The organism is Streptomyces sp. col6 (assembly GCF_008042035.1).
Taxonomy (GTDB): Bacteria; Actinomycetota; Actinomycetes; order Streptomycetales; family Streptomycetaceae; genus Streptomyces.
In genome coordinates this window covers 32,492-50,256 of record NZ_RDBL01000005.1, presented here as the reverse complement: position 1 = coordinate 50,256, position 17,765 = coordinate 32,492, and the positions used below count along the sequence as shown (strand labels likewise).

The following is a 17,765-nucleotide window of genomic DNA, read 5'->3' as shown; positions in this document are numbered from 1 at the left end:
CTTCGGTTCAGTGCTGCCGCTCTGCTTCGTCGAGCAGTTCCTGGAGGCGGGTTCGGGGCCGGACCGGCGTCGGGCCGGCTGCGGGCGGTGCCGCCTCGGCAGGGTGCCTGCCGGTGCGGCCCGTCGTCGGGACGAGCCGCACCGGGCGGGCCTCGGGGGCGGGCGACGGTGCGGGTTCCTCGGGGGGCCGCACGTTGATCGTCACTCGTCCGGTCACCAGCTTGGTCCTGAAGGTGCGTTGCGGGCGGCCGGCCAGGCGGCCCCCCGGCGGTGAGGTGCCGTAGGTCAGCAGCCCGAGCAGTGCTCGTGCGGGATCGCGGCCGTCCATCCGGGCGTACCGCATCAGCCACGCGAGTCCCCACGGGACGATGACCATGACGAAGGCGTTTCCGATTCCGAAAAACGCCCACAGGTCCCGGACCATCAGCAGCAGTACGAAGACACCCGCCATGGTGATGATCTGGGTGATCGTGTACGGCCCGCCCGGAATCCGTCCGCCGCCGGGGAGTTTGCCGATGACGAGCGGGTGCTTGCGTGCCCGGGTGTAGGAATGCCCGACCAGCACCCTCCCGTCGGCCGGCTGCTCGCTCACCGCAGATCGGCCGCGGTGACGACAGCCGGGTCCAGCGGCTCGTACGGGGTGACGATGAGGTGGGCCGACCCGGTGGAGGTCTCGTCCGGAACCTCACTGTCGACCATGTTGCTCAGGCTGTCGATGTTGCTGACGGCGAAGACCAGGAAGGCCCCCAGGACGGCCGCCGCGAGGGTGCCCGCCCAGGACTTGGTCTTCCAGTAGGCCAGGATTGTCGCGACCACGGCCAGGGTGCCCGCGGCAGCGATGGCCAGGTTCTCGACGTCGTTCCGCAGGCCCTCGGCCCACGTCATGATGTCGCCGGCCAGTTGGACGTGTTCAACGCTTGCGTAGCTCACTGTCTGGATCCCCTCGTGTGATGAGCTAGTGGGTCTTTCAGTCCTCGGCGGAGTCCGACGAGGAGTCTGTGGACGGTTGCGGCTCGGGTTCGACCGTGCCGCGCACGGGGCCGGCCTGCTCGGGGTCGAGCGCGGGAGCTGTCTCGACGGCCGCGACCTCCCAGCGTCCGTCCCGTGTGTTCAGGGTGAGTGCGTAGGTGAGCAGGTAGTCCTGCCCGCCCGTCGTCGCGCTGAGGGACACCAGTACGCGCCGGGTGGTGCCGTCGGCGGGAACCGTGTCCTCCTCGGCCTCCCCGGCGGGCTTGTCCTGATCGTCCCGGAGGCCGGTGACGAGCGTGGACTGGTACGGAGCGGGCACGATCGCCGCGACCTGGAGCCCCGGGGAGACATAGCGGTCCAGCTCGCCCTGGCCGGTCAGGTAAGCCGCGAAGAAGCGGCTGATGGTGTCGGAGACCGGGCCCCCGTGTGCGCTGCGGTCGGGGCCGTAGACGAGTCCGCCGTGAGTGGCGGACGCGGGGGCGTTCACCTCGGCAGGCAGCGACGTGGCGGCGTAGAGAGCCGTCGGGCCGGTGTCGGCTTCGGGAGAGGAACTGCCCGAGGGCTTGGGGCTTGCCGAGGGCTTCGGACTCTTGGCGACGCCCGTGCTCGCGGTGGAGGTGGCGGTCGTGGGGGAGACGGTGGGCTTGGCGGTTCCGCCCGCCTCGGGCGTGCCCGCGACCTGGACGCCGACCCGGAAGTAGTGGAGCCCCTGATCGGTGGTCTTCCCCTTCTTGTCCTTGGCCGAGATGCGGGCAGCCACGGTCACGGCCCAGTAGCCCTGGTCGACCTGCTCGGCCGCCACGGTGGTCACGCTGGTGGCGTGCCGGGAGTTGGGCTTGTTGGAGAGGCCCACGGGCTCGGAGTAGTACGGCAGCAGGTCCTCCTCCGTGCCCTCCCCGGCCGAGAGGTAGGCCGTCACGTACAGTTCCGCAAACCCTGCGGGCCCCGTGGCGGACGCCTGGGACTGCGACTGGCCGGCACGCGCGACCGGCGTCGCCCGTGAGGAACTGGCGACGACCACCGCGAAGAACGCCAGCAGCGGCCCCGCCACGACCAGGATCCAGACGACGACGGTGACCAGCTTGGTGAAGCCCGCCATTTTGACGGTCGTCTGCTGCCAGCCCGTGGCCGCCTCGTCCAGCTCGTCGGTCTCGTCCTCGTCCGGCGCGTCCGGCACCGCCTGCGGTGCCGGGGCGTAGCGCGAGGTGCGCGTGGCCTTCGGCTGCGGGGGCGGTGCCTGCTCGGCGTTCTTCTGCTTCTTGTTCGTGAGCCTGAGGCCGCGCTTCATCGCTTGTCTCCCTGAGCGGTCCACAGCACCGGGTGCCGGGGATCGACGACGTCGCGTCCGTCCTCGTCCGAGGACGCGGTGGTGCTGGTGGTCACGGGGGTCCTCCGGAGCCTTTCGGTGGGTGGTGCGCTGGGCGGGATACCGGGCGCGTACGGGGGAGGTGACTCCGGCCGTACGGGTGTGACGCCAACTGAGCTACATCCTGGGTGACTTGTGTCACTGGTTCGTCACTTCGCTGTTGCGAACCTGTCAGAGGCGGCAACCGTGAGCCGGCGGACGGCCCTGCTGCGGCGCTGGCGCTGGCGGGCCCCGTCCCGCGCGGAGGGGTGCGGGGTGACCGGATGGGAGGCCGGGCGGTCGCGGTAGTAGCCCGTGATGAGGCGGGCGTCCTCGACATCCAGGGCGCCCGATTCGAGTGCCCAGACGAGGAGTTCGACGAGTTCGGCACGGGCGTCCCAGCCGGCCGCGTGCCCCGGCTCGTCCTCGGCGAGCAGGCGGTACTCGCCGGCCCGCGCGAGGAGCAGGGTCAGTTCGGCCTGGGAGGCGGGGCAGGAGTCGGAGGCGGAGAGCCCGGCGGTGCGGTCGGGGTCAAGGGGTACGGCTGTCGCGTCGTGCCCGATCAGACGCTGCGTCAGGCTCAGTGTGTCCAGAGCGAGATTGGCGGCGATGCGGCGGGCCCGGCGGTGGACGGGGTAGGTGCGGATGACCTCGTAGAGGGCGCCGACCGTGAGGGAGACCGTCTCCTCCCAGTCGTACTGCGGGCGCAGCTGGCTGCGGGCTATGCGTATCGCCTTCGGGAGCATCGTCTGCACCACGGTGCGCGCGGCCAGCTGGGAGCCGGGGCCGCCCGCGACGGCCGCCCGGAGCAGCGGCAGCAGGATGCGGTCCTGGGCGCTCACGGTCCGGCAGGTGCGCAGGGTGTCGAGCACGGGCTGCGGACCGGTGAGCGACGGGTCGCCGTACCAATGGCGCAGGTGCAGCCGGAGTGATTCGTCCTGGCTCAGGCGCGCCCACTCGGTGTTGAGGCGGCCCACGAGTCCTTCGCCGCTGAGGCGCGGCGTGCTGGTGCGTGGTGCGTCGGTGCGCATTGGATGGTCTCCCCCTGGACGTGCTGCGGAACACGGCTGATGGTGCTCCTCACCCCTTGACCACCCCCTTGACCGTGCGGTGATGCGTGCCGGTCAAGGGCGGATACCGCCCCGGAGGCGGGCTGGACAAGATCTTGACCGGCCAACCACGGCATGTCACACGGTTATTGACGGTGGACGCACTTCGGCCGTAGTGGCTGGAATGCTTCGGCTGCCGGTGGGTTCAAGTAGGCCGATATCGCCGTGCGCCGTTCCCGTCTGATGTGTCACGGTGTGGGTGAAGTGATCGGTGTGGCAGGTGAGGTGATCCGATTCTGCTCACACCCGGGCACCCAACCGGTCCTGCTGTCACTGCAGTCGGACATAGTTGTGACAGAACGGCGCCTCTACGCCGCAGTGGCTTGATGCAGAATGACGGCACATCACTTTCCGGATGCAGACGACAGTGCGACGCGACGGAGCATGACCAGGGGGGTCCGATGGCACGGGGGAAGAAGTCCGGCCTCATGGCCTGTGCGGGGGCGGCGGCGTGCCTCCTCGTACTGGCCACGGGCTGCGGTTCGTCGGGGGGCGGCAAGTCCGCCGAGCCGACGCCGAGCGCAAGCAAGGACGACGGCAAGAAGGAGCGCGCGGCGGCCGGGCGCGACGCACTGGCGGCGTACCGCGGGATGTGGGACGTGCAGGTCGAGGCGTACTCCTCGGGCAGTATGAAGAACGCGAAGCTGCGTGACTACACGACCGGCGACGCCGCCGCGATGATCATCGAGACCTTCACCTACTACAACGCGAACGGCCTCGCCTTCAAGGGGGGGCCGGACACGGCACCGAAGGTCTCCGCCATCGATGTCGCCTCCTCGGTCCACACCGCCACGATCGAGGACTGTGTCGACATGACCGGTGTTCTGGTGCAGCGGTCGTCGGGCAAGCCCATTGCTAGGGCGAAGGAAGGCGACCGGCATCCCTGGACCGTCGAGGCGACCACCGCCAAGGACGGCAAGGGCGGCTGGCGGATCACCGACTACACGATCGACAAGGACCGGGCATGCTGACCGCCGGACGGTACGTACGGGGTGCGCTCGCGGCTCTGGCCGCCGGCGCGCTGATGATGGCCGGCACGCAGGCGGCCGTGGCGGACACTGGCGTGAAGTGCCCGCCCGGCGCTCCGAAGTGCGACATCACGGCCGAGGACCCGGGCGACCCCGGTGACGACGGCGGTTCCGGTGGTGGCACGGGAGGCGGCTCGGGCGGCGGTTCGGCCTGCCACCGGGAGAACGGCCAGGAGATTCCCTGCTACGTCCCGTCGCTCGGGTACTGGAACACCAGTTGCTACTGGAAACTCCTCGAACCGCAGCCCCCGGCCGACGACTACATGACATGGGGCGACCACAAGCCCGACGAGGGCGACATCTACCGCCCCACGTCCTGCCCCGACTTCCCGTACAAGGGCGCCGGTACCTTCGTACCCCGGGACACGTTCTTCCCCAACGGTGAGATCGGCAAGGACGCCGGGCCGACGCCGGCGGAGCTGGCGGAGCGCGCGGTCGCCCAGATGACGCTGAAGGGCGCCGACATCGGCATCGCGCCGGAGCCGGGCCGGACCGGGCTGGTCGGCCTGCCCGTGTGGATGTGGAACAAGCAGCATCCGAACACCACCGGGCCCCAGGTCAAGAGCGTCACCGCGGGCGCCGTCACGGTCACCGCGACCGCAAAGGTGTCGAAGGTCGTGTGGAACATGGGCGACGGCTCCTCCGTCACCTGTAACAAGCCCGGCGAGCCCTACCAGGCGTCGTACGGGAAGCGGGAGTCGCCCGACTGCGGGCACGTCTACCGCCACACCTCGCGCGGCAAGTCCGGCAACAAGTTCAAGGTCACCGCCACATCCACCTGGACCATCCACTGGGAGGGCGGCGGTGAGAGCGGCGACCTGACCGAGACCCGCGAGTCCGCCACCACCGTGGGCATCGGCGAGCTCCAGGTCGTCGGCTGATGACCGGTGAGCGGTATGCGCCGATGACGAGCGAGAGCAGCGCAAGCACTGCTGGAGGCACCCATTGAGCAGGACGAAGACCGCCGCCCCGCCCGTGCAGGGCGGGCCCGGCATCCCCGGCGGCGCCACCCCGGTGGCGCCGCCGCGGGCACTGAAGCAGCGGCGGCGCCGGCCGGCCCTGATCGCGCTGTCCCTCGCGCTGACCGCGGTCGGCGGACTCTCCGGCGCGCTGCTGTTCACGGCGACCGGCGAGCGCACCGACGTGCTCGCGGTCAGCCACGAGGTGGCGGCCGGCGAGGTCATCGAGGACAGCGACCTCACCGAGGTCTCCATATCCCTGGACCCGGCCCTCAAGCCGGTCAGGGCGGCGGACCGGGGCGGCGTCGTCGGCAAGCGGGCCGCGGTCGCGCTGACCCCGGGCGCCCTGCTCGCCCGCGACCAGTACACGGACAAGAGCCTCCTCAAGGAGGGCGACACCCTCGTCGGCATCGCCACGAAGCCGTCCCAGCGGCCCACCTCCGGGCTGTTCCCGGGGCGCAAGGTGCTCATCGTCAGCACCCCGGGCGAGAACGACGACGTGGCCGACGCCCCGCCGCAGACCATCGCGGCCACCGTCGTCGCGGTCGGCGACACCGCCGACGCGACCGGGGTCGCCACCATCGACGTGGCCGTCCCGGCGACCGACGGACCGGCCCTCGCGGCGCGGGCCGCCACCGGCCGGGTCGCGATCGTCGTGAAGAGCGGGAGCGGTTCCTGATGTCCGTCATCGCGCTGGCCGGCGGGACCGGGGCCCCGGGGGTGACCAGCACGGCGCTCGCGCTGCTGCTGGCCTGGCCCCTGGACCCGGGGCGCCGGCTGATCCTCGCCGAGTGCGACCCCGACGGCGGGGCCGTGCTGGCGGGCGCCCTCCAGGGCCGCATGGACGCGCGCTACGGGCTGCGCAACCTCGCCGTGGCCCAGCGGAAGGACGAACTGGTCGAGGCGTTCTGGCGGCAGCTCGTCGACATCTCCGAGGACGAGAGCAGCAGCCGGCTCCTGCTGCCCGGGATCACCGACCCGGCGCAGGCCGCCGGCCTCGACCCCGCCTGGGGGAGCCTGGCCGAGCTGTTCGCGAGGATCGAGGACCACCAGCACGACGTCCTGGTCGACCTCGGCCGGCGCGGCGCGTTCGGCACCTCGGCGGTGCTCGCCAAGCGGGCGGACGTCGTGGTGATGGTGGTCCGCAACACCCTGCGCGGCATCCAGAGCGCGCAGGTGCGCGTCGAGGCGCTGCGCAAGTCGCTCGCCGGGCCGGGCGGTACGGGCGCGGACGCGCTCGCCGTGCTCCTGGTCGAGGGCGGGCCGTACAAGCCGGGCGAGGTCGAGAAGGTGCTCGGCGTGCCGGTGCTGGGCTCGATGCCGTGGCGGCCCAAGCAGGCCGAGGTGCTGTCCGACGGCGTCGACGGCGGCAGCCGGTTCGCCCGCTCCGACCTGATGCGCGCCGCCCGCGCGGTCACCGGACCGCTGCGCGAGCGGGTGGCCCTGCGCCGCGACCGCCTCGCGCCCCGCGGCCCGGGGCCCTACACCAGTCAAGGACCGTACGGAGAAGGGGAGATGGCCCGTGCGCGCTAACCCCTTGCATCCCGACCCGGTGATGCATCCCAACCCGGCCGCCGAACACACCGTCATGCTCAAGCGTGGCAGCTTCGGCCCGCCCCGCACCGAGCAGCCCCGCACCGACCCGCGCACCCAGCGGCCCGCCGCCGGGGTGTCCTCGATCCACGCGCTCGGTGAGTCCCGGCTGCCGCAGGCCACCGTCGACCACCGGGTCGCCGGCGAGATCAAGAAGCGGGTCGCCGACCGGCTCGCCCAGGAGATCAAGTCGTCGGCCCGGATGAGCCCCGAGTCCCAGGCCCAGCGCGGCCGGGCCCTCATCAACGAAGCCGTCGCCGTCTGGTCCGACGCCATCGCCGTGGAACGCGGGGCGAGCACCACCCAGGCCGAGGACGCCGCCCTCGCCTCCGCCGTCTACGACATGCTCTTCCGGGCCGGCCGCCTCCAGCCGTACCTGGACGACGAGCGCGTCGAGAACATCCTCATCAACGGCTACGACGAGGTGTGGCTCGACTACGGCGACAGCGAGCGCGTCCGGGTCGCGCCCGTCGCCGACTCCGACGAGGAACTCCAGGAGATGCTCCGGGACCTGGCCCGCCGCACCGGCCAGAGCGAGCGGACCCTGTCCACCGCCGACCCGTTCCTCGCGCTGCGCCTCGCCGACGGCTCCCGTCTGCAGGCGGTCACCGGCGTCACCCCGAAGACCTTCGTCACCATCCGCAGGCACCGCGTCAAGGACGTGGACCTGGAAGGCATGATGCGGCTCGGCGCCATCGACGAGACCCTGGCCACCTTCCTCGCGGCCGCCGTGCGGGCCGAGAAGAACATCATGATCACGGGCGAGCAGGCGGTGGGGAAGACCTCGCTGCTGCGCGCCCTGCTCAAGGAGATCGACCCGGACGAGCGCTTCGCCACCATCGAGACCGAGTTCGAACTCTTCGCGCACACCAACGGGTTCCACCGCCAGGTCGTGCCCATGGAGTCCCGCGAGTCCAACGGCGAACGCGGCTCCGACGGCCGGGGCGCGGGCGAGATCACCCTGCTCGACCTCATCCACCGCGCGCTGCGCATGTCGCTGTCCCGGGTGGTCGTCGGGGAGGTCCGCGGCCAGGAGATCGTCGCCATGATGCAGGCGATGACCAACGGCAAGGGCGGCAACCTCTGCACGATCCACGCCCGCCGCCCCGAGATCGTCTTCGACCGCATCGCCGAGCTGTACCTGCTGGCCCAGGACAACATGACCGAGCAGCTGGCCTACCGTCAGGCGGCCAACGGGCTCGACTTCATCGTGTTCGTCTCCATGCGCGACGAGACCCGGATCGAGGGCAAGCGCCACCGGTTCGTCTCGCACGTCCTGGAGGTCACCGGCATGGGCGAGAACGGCCGCCCCGCCACCAACCGGATCTTCGCGCCCCGCCCCGGCGAGCCGAGGGCCGTGCCGCACATGCACCCCGCCTGCCTGGAGGACCTGGTCCGCGTCGGCTTCCCCGTCCACCTCCTCGACAACCCGCGCGGCTCCTGGCCGCGTCCGCTGGACCTCCAGGTGATGGCCGGATGAACCTCATGCTGATGTGGGTGCTCGCCGGACTCGCCGTCGCCGGCGGCCTGGTGGGTGTGGTGACCGGCCTGATCGGTACGACGGCTCCGCGCCCGGCCCGCCGCTCGCGCAAGGGCCTCGGCGGGAGCGTGGCGCACGACGTGGCCATGCGGCGCCGGACCCGCTGGGCGGCCGGTGGTGTCATCGGCCTGGCCGTCTGGGTCATCACCGGCGTCTTCACCGGCGGGCTGCTCGTCGGCGCCGCCGTGGTCGGGGTGCCCTGGCTGCTGTCGCCCACGAAGAACGCCGAAGTGCGCATCGACAAGCTGGAGGCGCTCGGCGAGTGGACCCAGCGCCTGGCCGACGTGCTGCGGCTCGGCATGGGCCTGGAGCAGGCGATGATCGCCAGCCGGCGCGGCGCTCCCAGCGAGCTGGAGCACGAGATCGCCGACCTCGCCGACCGCCTCCAGGTGGGCTGGCGGCCCGCCGAGGCGCTGGAGTCGTTCGCGGACGCACTCGACGACGTCACCGCCGACAAGGTCCTCGCCGCGCTGATGCTCTGCGCCTCCGACCGGGGCCCCGGCCTCGCCCAGGCGCTGGAGGACCTGTCCGAAGCGGTACGCGAAGAGGTCGCCAAGCGCCGCCAGATCGAGGCCGACCGGGCCAAGCCGCGTACCACCGTGCGGTGGATGACCATCATCACGCTCTGCGTGGTCGGGGCCGGATTCCTGGTCCCCAGCTACACCGCGCCCTACGGCACCCTCCTCGGCCAGCTCGTCCTGGGCGTGCTCGCGGGCGGCTTCGCCGGGGTGCTGGTCTGGATGCGCGCGCTGGCCGACCACCGCCCGGTGGCCCGGTTCCTGATCGCCGACCCGCGCAGCCGGGTCAAGCTGCCGGAACCGGCCGACCCCCTCCAGGAGGCCCAGTCGTGATACCCCCGGCCGCGATCTTCTCGGGCCTCGCCGTGGGCGGCGGCCTCGCCCTGCTCATCCGCGAACTGGTCAGGCCCCAGCCCGACCTGGCGTCCAGCCTGCGGCGTCTGAACGCCACCGCGCCGGACCCCTCCGCCACCCGGCCCACCACGCGCGACGACCTGTGGGGGGCGTGGCTGGTGGAGCACCTCCAGGGGCTGCCGGGGGTCACCATTCCCCGCAAGGACCTCGCGCTGGTCGGACAGACCCCCGAGCGGTTCCTCCTGCTCAAGGCGGCCCTGGCGGGCTCGGGGCTGCTGATCCCGCCGCTCGTCGTCGGTGCCTGGACGCTGATGGGGCTCGGGGTACCGATCTACCTCCCGGTCGTCGTGGGTCTGGTGCTCGGCGCGCTGCTCTGGTTCATGCCGGACCTGTCCGTACGGGACCAGGCGAGGCGGGCGCGCGAGGAGTTCTCGCACGCGATCGCCGCCTACCTCGACCTCGTCGCGCTCAAGCGGGCCGCCGACTCCGGGCCGACCGAGGCACTGGAGCGGGCCGCCGCCATCGGCAAGGGCTGGGCCTTCACCCGGCTCCAGGAGGCGATGATGCGGGCCCGGGTGGACAAGGTCCCGCCGTGGGAGGCGCTGGTGCGGCTCACGGAGGAGCTGGACCTGCCGGTTCTGGAGGACGTTGCCGAGATCATGCGGATGTCGGCCCACGACGGCGCGGCGGTCTACACGACGCTGCGGGCGCGGTCCAAGTCGCTGCGCACCGAACTGCTGGCCAAGCAGGCGAGCGAGGCCAACGAGGACAGCGAGAAGATGACCGCCCCCGGCGCGCTCCTCGCGGTGCTCGTGATGCTGATGGTCGCCTTCCCCGCGGTGATCAACATCATGACCACGTAACAGCGGTAACAGCTGGCGACGGGCTGAACCGGCGCCAGGGACAACGGCGTCTTCCCACAAGGGAGTCGACGCACACGAAGAGAAGGAACGAGGGGGCTCACAGCATGAACGCGATCAACAGGCTCACGAACCGGGCCGCTGTATCCCTGACCATGGTCCTGGCCGTGCTGGCCGACCGTGTCGAGCAGGGTGCCAAGGACCCCGACCGCGGTGACGTCAGCATCACCACGGTGATCATCTGGGTCGCCGCCGTGACGGGCGCCCTGCTCATCGCCGGCACCATCGCGACGGTCATCAGCAGGTACAACGGCAAGCTGGCGGGCATCTGATGAAGCCCGCGGTCGTCGCGCGCCGGTCGCTTGACGACCGCGGCGACACCTCGGTCCAGATGGCGATCGTCTTCCCGTTCATCATCCTGCTGACGATCGCCGTGGTGCAGGTGTCGCTCTGGTACTACGCGCGGAACGTGGCCCTGACCGCCGCCCGCGAAGGCGTCGCCGCGGCACGGGTCTACGAGTCCGGGCCGGGCGCCGGCGCGGCGCGCGCGCAGGACGTGCTCGGCCGGATCGCGGGCAACACGCTGCTCGGTCCGTCCGTTTCCACGGGGGGAAGTTCGGCCGAGCGCATCCGGATACAGGTCACGGGCCGGGCGCCGTCACTGCTGCCCGGCGTGCCGGGACTGACGATCACACAGAGCGCGTCCGGACCGGTGGAGCGCTGGACGACCGGGGGATGAAGTGAACTGGGACGACCGGGGGAGCGAGGCGATCTCAGCGGCGATCGTCACGCCGTTGATGATCATTTTTCTCTGCCTGGCCCTCGCCGGCGGCCGGGTGGTGACCGCGGGCAACAAGGTGGACGCCGCCGCCGAGGACGCGGCGCGCGAGGCGTCCATCTCGCGTACCGCCGGTGCCGCGCGGAGCAACGCCCTGTCCGCCGCCCAGGAGACGCTGGCGGACCAGGGCCTCAAGTGCTCCGGTACGCGCGTCAGCGTGGACGCGTCGGGGCTCAACGCCCCGCTGGGCACTGTCGGTACGGTCCGGGTCACGGTGGCCTGCACCGTTCCGCTGTCCGACCTGATGCTGCCGGGCGCACCCGGCAGCCACACCCTCACGTCGACGTTCACCTCCGCGGTCGACGCGTACCGGGAGCGCGACTGATGCGTACGTACGACGACCGCGGCGGGATCGCCGTCTACAGCGCCATCATCACCGTGGCCCTCCTCGCCGTCATCGGGATCACCGTCGACGGCGGCGGCAAGCTGCGCGCCACGGAACGGGCCGACGCCGTCGCCATGGAGGCCGCGCGCGCCGGAGGCCAGGCCATCGACCCCGCCCAGGCGATCCCGGGCAAGGCCGTCGTCGCCCAGCCCGCCGCCGCGCGTGCCGCCGCCGCCGCGTACCTCTCGGCGGCCGGGGCGCGGGGCAGCGCGACGGTGTCACCCGACGGGAAGCGCGTGACGGTCACCGTGACCGGCACGTACACCACGCGCTTCCTGACAGTCGTCGGTATTTCCTCCATGTCCGTCCACGGTGAGGGGCACGCCACGCTCATCCACGGTGTCGTCGCCCCCGAAGGGTCGTGATCGCGGTGCGTACGGTTCGCAATCTGATACGGGCCCTGCTGAGCCTCGTCGTTCTGGCGGCGCTGCTCGTGGGACTGCCGGTGCTGCTGTGGTGGGCGACCGGGATCGTGCTCGACAACGGGGTCGAGGACCTGACCCACCTGTTCTCCCGGCAGGACACCGGGGGCGCCTTCCTCCTCCTGCTCGCCGCCGCCGGCTGGGTCGGCTGGGCGGGCTTCACCTTCTCCGTCCTGCTGGAGATCCCGGCCCAGTTGCGCGGGCGTACGGTCCGCAGGCTGAGCGGCCTCGGGGCGAGCCAGCGGGCCGCCGCGACGCTGATCGGCGGCATCCTGGTGCTCCTGCCGACGGCCGGTTCGGCCTTCGCCTCACCGGCCGCCGCGCCGGTCTCCGTCACGCAGTCGTACGCGCACACCGGCACCACGGACACCGCGCACGCGTCGGACGCCCGCACCACGCAGCAGGCCGCGTCGGCCGACGCGTACACCGTGCGGGACGTACGCCCCGCGGAGAGCCTGTGGAGCATCGCCGAGCAGCGGCTGGGCGACGGCAATCGCTGGCACGAGATCGCCACGCTCAACGAGGGCCGGGTGATGACGGACGGCACCGTCTTCCACGCCCAAGGCTTCCTCCAGCCCGGCTGGAAGCTGCGGATGCCGGCCGGTACGGGCGCCTCGGCCCACGACTCGGCGCCCTCCGGTGAGACCGCGACCGTACGGCCCGGCGACTCGCTGGGCGCGATAGCCGACCGCGAACTCGGCGACCCCGCCCGCTATACGGAGATCTTCGACCTCAACCGGGGGGCTTCGCTGCCCGGTGGCGGCACGTTCACCAACCCGGACCTGATCATCCCCGGCCAGAAGCTGAAGCTGCCGGACGCCGGCCCGGACGAGACGGGCCCGGCGAAGCCGAGGCCGGCGGAGCCGGCGAAGCCTTCGCCCGCGGACCCGCAGCCGGACGAGACGGCCCGCCCGTCACCGGCCAAGCCGCAGCCGGCCAAGCCGGCGGAGACGGCGCCCGCGAAGCCGGCGGAATCGGCGAAGCCGAAGCCCGCGGAGTCCGCGAAGCCCAAGCCCGAGGAGTCGGCCCACCCGGCCGAGTCGGCCAAGCCGGCGCCCGCGAAGCCTGCGGAGACGGCGAAGCCCAAGCCTGAGGAGTCGGCCAAGCCTGCTGAGTCCGCGAAGCCGAAGCCGGCCGAGTCGGCCAAGCCGGCGCCCGCGAAGCCTGCGGAGACGGCGAAGCCGAAGCCTGAGGAGTCGGCCAAGCCTGCTGAGTCCGCGAAGCCGAAGCCCGCCGAGTCCGCCAAGCCCGCCGAGTCCGCCAAGCCGGCCGAGTCCGCGAAGCCGAAGCCGGAGGAGTCCGCCAAGCCCGCCGAGTCCGCCAAGCCCGCGCCCGCTGAGTCCGCCTCTCCCGGGGGGCAGGAGAAGCCCGACGCCGCCGGGCCCGCCGGGGCCGTGGACGAGGGGGACGACGACGGTGGCATCTCCGTGCGTCAGGGCGCCGGGATCGGCGCGCTGCTCGCCGCCGGGGTGCTCGGTGTGCTCGGTACCCGCCGCATCGTGCAGCAGCGTCGTCGGCGCCCCCGGCGCCGCATCGCGCTGCCCGACGGCGACGCCGCCGTGCTGGAACGGGACATGCGGGTGGCCTCGGCGGATCTGCCCGAGGGGCTGGACCTGCTGGACCGGGCCCTGCGCACGCTCTCCGCCGAGCTGGCCCGGGACGAGACGCCGCTGCCGCAGCTCGACGCCGTGGTCATCACCCCGGACGGCACCGCCCTCCACCTCTGCGAACCGGCTGTCCCCGTACGGCCGTTCACGCCCGTGGTCAGCGGGGACGAGATCTGGTGGTGCCCGAAGGACACCGACGCGCTGCTGCCGGCCGAGGAGGCGTCGGAGACCGCGCTGCCGTACCCCGCGCTGATCAGCCTCGGCACGAGCTTCGAGGGGTTCCCGGTGCTGGTCGACCTGGAGCGGATCGGCATGCTCCGGCTCGACGGCGAGGCGGACGACGTCCGGTCCATCCTGCTGGCGCTGGCCGTGGAGCTGGCGTCCGACTCCCTGCACGCCGAGCACACGATCCGCCTGGTCGGCTTCGGGGAGGAGCTGAAGGACGCGTTCCCCGGCCGCATCGTGCACCACGCCACCCTGGCGGCCGCGGTCACCGGCCTGCGGAGCCACGACGAGGCGCAGCGGCGGGCGCTGGAGGAGAGCGGGGCCGGCAGCCTGAGCGAGGCGCGGCTGCTGGGGACCGGCGGGGACGCCTGGGCCCCGCAGATCGTGCTCTGCGCCCTGCCGCTGTCCGGCTCGGACGAGAGCGCGCGCGACCTGCTCGACCTGACGGCGGCGCAGCCGCGCACCTCGCTGGCCGCGGTGACGAGCGCCGACGAGGCGCTCGGGCTGCCGGACACCTGGACGGTCGCCGCCGCGCCCGGTGTCGTCGTACGCATTCCGGAGACGGACCTCGAAGTGATGCTGCAACGTCTCGAACCCGCCCAGTACGCGAGCCTGCTGGAGCTGATGGCGGTCACCGAGCGGCCCATGGACGAGCCGACGCCCACCTGGGCCCGGCCGCAGGACCCACGACTCACGCTCGCCGTCATGGCGGCCCCGGAACCGGAGGCCGTCGGGAAGGACGAGAATCCGATGGACGTCGTCCCCGTGGAGGAAACGATCGCCGCGACCGCGCCGGCGCCGGCCCACCCGTACATCCGGGTGCTCGGGCCGGTGGAGCTGGTGTCGGCCGAGGGCCCCGTCGAGTCCAACCGCCGCGGCCGGCTGACCGAGATGGCGGCCTGGCTCGTCCTGCACCCGGGCCTGGAGCACCAGGCGCTGGACGCGGCGATCTGGCCCGGCCGCGATGTCGGGCACTCGCTGCGCAACTCCAACATGAGCAAGCTGCGTGCCTGGGTGGGCGGGCAGTCCTATCTGCCGTTCGTGACGGACGGGCGGTACGCCTTCGCCCCGTACGTGCGGTGCGACTGGCTGGACTTCCAGGACCTGTACCGGGAGGGCATGCACGCCAGGGGTGCCGCCGCCGACACCGCGCTGGCCCAGGCGCTGTCGCTGATCCAGGGCAGCCCGTTCGCGGGGACCAACCCGCGCAACTACCTGTGGGCGGACACCATGTTCCACGACATGGTCTCGGCGGTCGTGGACGTCGCCCACGAGCTGGCGGAGCGGTGCCTGGCGGCCGGTGACCTCACCGGCGCGGTCGCGGCGGCTTCGCGCGGCATGGTCGCGTCCCCCGAGAGCGAGCTGCTCTCCCGGGACCTGTTCCGGGCCCACGCGGCGCGCGGCGACCGGGCCGCCGTCATCGAGGCGGCGGACCGGCTCAACCAGCTCAACGAGGAGCTGGGGACCGACGCGGAGGACGAGACCATCGACCTCCTCCGGGACATCCTCAAGGCCCTGCCGGACGCACCCGAGGTGGGCAGCAGCTCGGCCGCCTAGCCGTCCAGGGGTTCGTACGCGAACCAGTCGAAGTGGACGGTGCCGCTCGCGGCGTACAGGCCGATCACCCGGCCGGTGAAGCCGCCGGCCACCTCCGTGGAGAGGTACCGCCCGTCGAGGGAGCCGAGCACGGCGAACGCGCCGTCCGGCTCCTCGACGCCCAGGGACACCGTGTCCGGCCCCGTGCAGGGGCCGGCCGGGGCCCGCGTGGGCACGACGTCGATCCCGAGGACCACCGGGCCGGCGGGCGCCGGGCGGGACGCCACCACCGTGCGCAGCGGGCCGATCCGGGCGACCAGCCGGATCTCACCGCCGCCCGCCTCGACCGCGTAGTGGTGCGCCTCGTCGAGGCGCACCGCGAGCCCGCCGTGCCCGTCCGCCGCGTCCACCAGCGTCCGGGTCCGGCACGACAGGTGCTGCTGGCGGCGGCCGGTGAACACGGCGTCCGGGTCGTCCAGTGTGCCGCCCCGCCCGTGCAGCGTCAGCCAGCCGGGCCGCTCCTTCGTACCGGCCCGTCCGGCGGTCGAGCGGCGCGGCGAGATCCAGTACGGGCGCGGCTCCGCCAGGTCGAAGTCGTCCCGGTCCCGCGCGGCGGGAGCGGGCTCCAACGGCCAAGGCGGAGACGCGAGTTCGGTGGAGACCTCACCGACGACGGGCCAGCCGTCCACCCAGGTCACCGGCGCCAGGAAAGTCTCCCGGCCGAGCACGTGCCAGCCGGGAGTGCCGCCGCCCGGCCGCACCCCGAGCAGCACCAGCCACCAGGAGCCGTCGGGCCCCTGCACCAGGTCGCCGTGGCCGGTGTTCTGGATCGGGTGCTCGCGGCCCCGGTGGGTGAGGACCGGGTTGTCCGGGCAGGGCTCGAACGGGCCGGCGGGCGAGGGGCCGCGCGCGACGGACACGGCGTGGCCGCGCTCGGTGCCGCCCTCCGCGATGACCAGGTACCAGTGGTCGCCGATCCGGTACAGGTGCGGGGCCTCGGGCGCCTTCGCCCCGGGCGCGCCGGACCAGATGCGCCGGGGTTCGCCGGAGGTCTCGCCGGTGTGCGGGTCGATGCGGACCTGGGAGACCCCGGCCACGGTGCACCAGCAGGTGCCGTCCTCGTCCCAGGCCAGGTCGGGGTCGATGCCGGGGACCCCGGGGAGCGGGACCGGGTCGGACCAGGGGCCCGCCGGGTCGGTGGTGGTGAACAGCAGGTTCCCCACCTCGACGTTGGTGACGACCAGCCAGAAGCGGCCGTCGTGGTGGCGGAGCGTCGGCGCGTAGATGCCGCCGGAGGCCCGGGTGTCCGCGGTCAGGTGCAACTGCTCCGGCCGGTCCAGGACGTTGCCGATCTGCGTCCAGTGGACCAGGTCGCGGCTGTGGAACAGCGGGATGCCCGGGAAGTACTCGAAGCTGGAGCACGCCAGGTAGTAGTCCTCCCCGACCCGGCAGACGCTCGGGTCGGGGTGGAATCCGGGGATCACCGGGTTGCTGACGGTTGTGCCCGTCTGGTCTCGGACTGGCATGGCATCCGTTCCTGTGCGTCGCGCGCGTGCGGCCGAAGGCGTTGTCGAAGCGCTTCGTCGAAGCGCTTCGACAACGGGGTGACCGGGGTGACCCTAATGACCGGCCGCGCGCACGACAAGGGGTGGCTCCGCCCTACGCCGAACCCCCGTTGCTCTTGAGCAGCTGGCCGTTGACCCACTGGCCCTGCGGCGAGCAGAGGAAGTCGACCAGGTGCGCGGTGTCCTGCGGGGTGCCCAGGCGGCCCAGCGGGGTGTCCCGGCGGATCAGGTCCGCCAGCTCCTCGCTCATCCAGCCGGTGTCCACCGGGCCCGGGTTGATGACGTTGGCGGTGACCCCGAGGTGGGCCAGTTCGCGCGCGGCGGCCAGGGTGATGCGGTCCAGGGCGCCCTTGCTGGCCCCGTACGGCAGGTTGCCGACGGTGTGGTCGCTGGTGAGCGCGACGATCCGGCCGGTCCCGGCGGGGGCGCGGAAGCGCAGCGCGTACTCCCGGATGAGGAGCCAGGTGGCGCGGGCGTTCACCGCGAAGTGGCGGTCGAAACTCGCGAGGGTGGTGTCCAGGAGACCGGAGTCCACCGACTCGGCGTGGCTCAGGACGAGCGCGGTGACCGGCCCGATCCGGCGCTCGGCCTCGTCGAAGATCCGGGTGGGGGCGTCCGGGTCGATCAGGTCCGCCTCGATCGCGGCGGTGCAGGCGCCGTGCGCGGCGAGCGAGGCCTCGATGGCCGCGGGGGCGCCGCGCTCCTCGCCCCAGGTCATGCGCCGGTCGTAGGGGGTCCAGTAGGTGAAGGCGATGTCCCAGCCGGAGGCGGCCAGCCGGGAGCGGACGGCGAGGTCCGGCCGGCCGGTGGCCTGCGGGGCCGTCGTGCTCTTCGTCGCGGTGGGCCGGTCGGCGGTCAGTGCCATGGGAGGACTCCTCGGAGCTGAAGGGAGGGGAAGTTCGATGGCTTCAG

Annotated in this window: 18 protein-coding genes; 12 read left to right on the top strand and 6 right to left on the bottom strand. The window is 72.6% G+C overall.

The features are described 5' to 3' along the window. Positions 1-7: 7 nt before the first annotated feature. The 4 genes from EAO73_RS03765 to EAO73_RS03750 form a co-directional block, all read right to left on the bottom strand. Entirely contained in the window at positions 8-592 is a 585-nt protein-coding gene (locus EAO73_RS03765) for a TcpE family conjugal transfer membrane protein (protein WP_147970074.1), read from the bottom strand. Next, positions 589-930, bottom strand: coding sequence for a hypothetical protein (locus EAO73_RS03760; protein WP_224756172.1), 342 nt, complete (start codon positions 928-930; stop codon positions 589-591). The genes EAO73_RS03765 and EAO73_RS03760 overlap by 4 nt, the downstream gene beginning before the upstream one ends. 37 nt (positions 931-967) lie before the next feature. After that, positions 968-2,257 (bottom strand): conjugal transfer protein, encoded by a 1,290-nt coding sequence (locus tag EAO73_RS03755; protein ID WP_147970073.1) that lies wholly within the window; start codon positions 2,255-2,257, stop codon positions 968-970. Positions 2,258-2,484: 227 nt separating this feature from the next. Beyond that, positions 2,485-3,345, bottom strand: a complete 861-nt coding sequence (locus tag EAO73_RS03750; protein WP_147970072.1) for a hypothetical protein — start codon at positions 3,343-3,345, stop codon at positions 2,485-2,487. A gap of 479 nt (positions 3,346-3,824) precedes the next feature. Here EAO73_RS03750 and EAO73_RS03745 point away from each other — a divergent pair, with 479 nt between their 5' ends. The 12 genes from EAO73_RS03745 to EAO73_RS03690 all read left to right on the top strand — a co-directional run bounded on the left by EAO73_RS03745 (position 3,825) and on the right by EAO73_RS03690 (position 15,309). Then, entirely contained in the window at positions 3,825-4,394 is a 570-nt protein-coding gene (locus EAO73_RS03745) for a hypothetical protein (protein WP_147970071.1), read from the top strand. After that, complete coding sequence (locus EAO73_RS03740; RefSeq protein ID WP_147970070.1) at positions 4,388-5,332, top strand: hypothetical protein; 945 nt, start codon at positions 4,388-4,390, stop codon at positions 5,330-5,332. Before EAO73_RS03745 ends, EAO73_RS03740 begins: the two co-directional genes overlap by 7 nt. Before the next feature lie 64 nt (positions 5,333-5,396). Next, a complete protein-coding gene (locus tag EAO73_RS03735; RefSeq protein ID WP_147970069.1) occupies positions 5,397-6,089 on the top strand; it encodes an SAF domain-containing protein in 693 nt (230 codons plus the stop codon). Next, positions 6,089-6,943, top strand: a complete 855-nt coding sequence (locus EAO73_RS03730; RefSeq protein ID WP_147970068.1) for a hypothetical protein — start codon at positions 6,089-6,091, stop codon at positions 6,941-6,943. The genes EAO73_RS03735 and EAO73_RS03730 overlap by 1 nt, the downstream gene beginning before the upstream one ends. Further along, a complete protein-coding gene (locus EAO73_RS03725; RefSeq protein WP_147970067.1) occupies positions 6,933-8,483 on the top strand; it encodes a CpaF family protein in 1,551 nt (516 codons plus the stop codon). Before EAO73_RS03730 ends, EAO73_RS03725 begins: the two co-directional genes overlap by 11 nt. Continuing rightward, positions 8,480-9,394, top strand: coding sequence for a type II secretion system F family protein (locus EAO73_RS03720; RefSeq protein ID WP_147970066.1), 915 nt, complete (start codon positions 8,480-8,482; stop codon positions 9,392-9,394). The genes EAO73_RS03725 and EAO73_RS03720 overlap by 4 nt, the downstream gene beginning before the upstream one ends. After that, positions 9,391-10,278 carry a hypothetical protein gene (locus EAO73_RS03715; protein WP_147970065.1) on the top strand — a complete coding sequence of 296 codons (888 nt, stop codon included), beginning with the start codon at positions 9,391-9,393 and terminating at the stop codon, positions 10,276-10,278. The genes EAO73_RS03720 and EAO73_RS03715 overlap by 4 nt, the downstream gene beginning before the upstream one ends. 104 nt (positions 10,279-10,382) lie before the next feature. Further along, a complete protein-coding gene (locus EAO73_RS03710; protein WP_147970064.1) occupies positions 10,383-10,607 on the top strand; it encodes a hypothetical protein in 225 nt (74 codons plus the stop codon). Next, positions 10,607-11,014, top strand: coding sequence for a TadE family protein (locus EAO73_RS03705; RefSeq protein WP_147970063.1), 408 nt, complete (start codon positions 10,607-10,609; stop codon positions 11,012-11,014). The genes EAO73_RS03710 and EAO73_RS03705 overlap by 1 nt, the downstream gene beginning before the upstream one ends. Before the next feature lies 1 nt (position 11,015). Further along, entirely contained in the window at positions 11,016-11,438 is a 423-nt protein-coding gene (locus EAO73_RS03700; RefSeq protein WP_147970062.1) for a TadE/TadG family type IV pilus assembly protein, read from the top strand. Then, entirely contained in the window at positions 11,438-11,863 is a 426-nt protein-coding gene (locus EAO73_RS03695; RefSeq protein ID WP_147970061.1) for a hypothetical protein, read from the top strand. The genes EAO73_RS03700 and EAO73_RS03695 overlap by 1 nt, the downstream gene beginning before the upstream one ends. A gap of 5 nt (positions 11,864-11,868) precedes the next feature. After that, on the top strand, positions 11,869-15,309 hold the full coding sequence (locus EAO73_RS03690; RefSeq protein WP_224756171.1) for a BTAD domain-containing putative transcriptional regulator: 3,441 nt from the start codon (positions 11,869-11,871) through the stop codon (positions 15,307-15,309). Here the strand turns inward: EAO73_RS03690 and EAO73_RS03685 are convergent. Together EAO73_RS03685 and EAO73_RS03680 are read right to left on the bottom strand one after the other, a co-directional pair. Beyond that, the gene (locus tag EAO73_RS03685) at positions 15,306-16,814 is read right to left on the bottom strand and encodes a glycoside hydrolase family 43 protein (RefSeq protein WP_147970059.1); all 1,509 of its coding nucleotides are present in this window, start codon (positions 16,812-16,814) and stop codon (positions 15,306-15,308) included. The two genes, EAO73_RS03690 and EAO73_RS03685, sit on opposite strands and share 4 nt — an antisense overlap. A gap of 133 nt (positions 16,815-16,947) precedes the next feature. Beyond that, positions 16,948-17,718, bottom strand: a complete 771-nt coding sequence (locus EAO73_RS03680) for an SDR family oxidoreductase (RefSeq protein WP_224756170.1) — start codon at positions 17,716-17,718, stop codon at positions 16,948-16,950. Positions 17,719-17,765 lie beyond the last annotated feature (47 nt).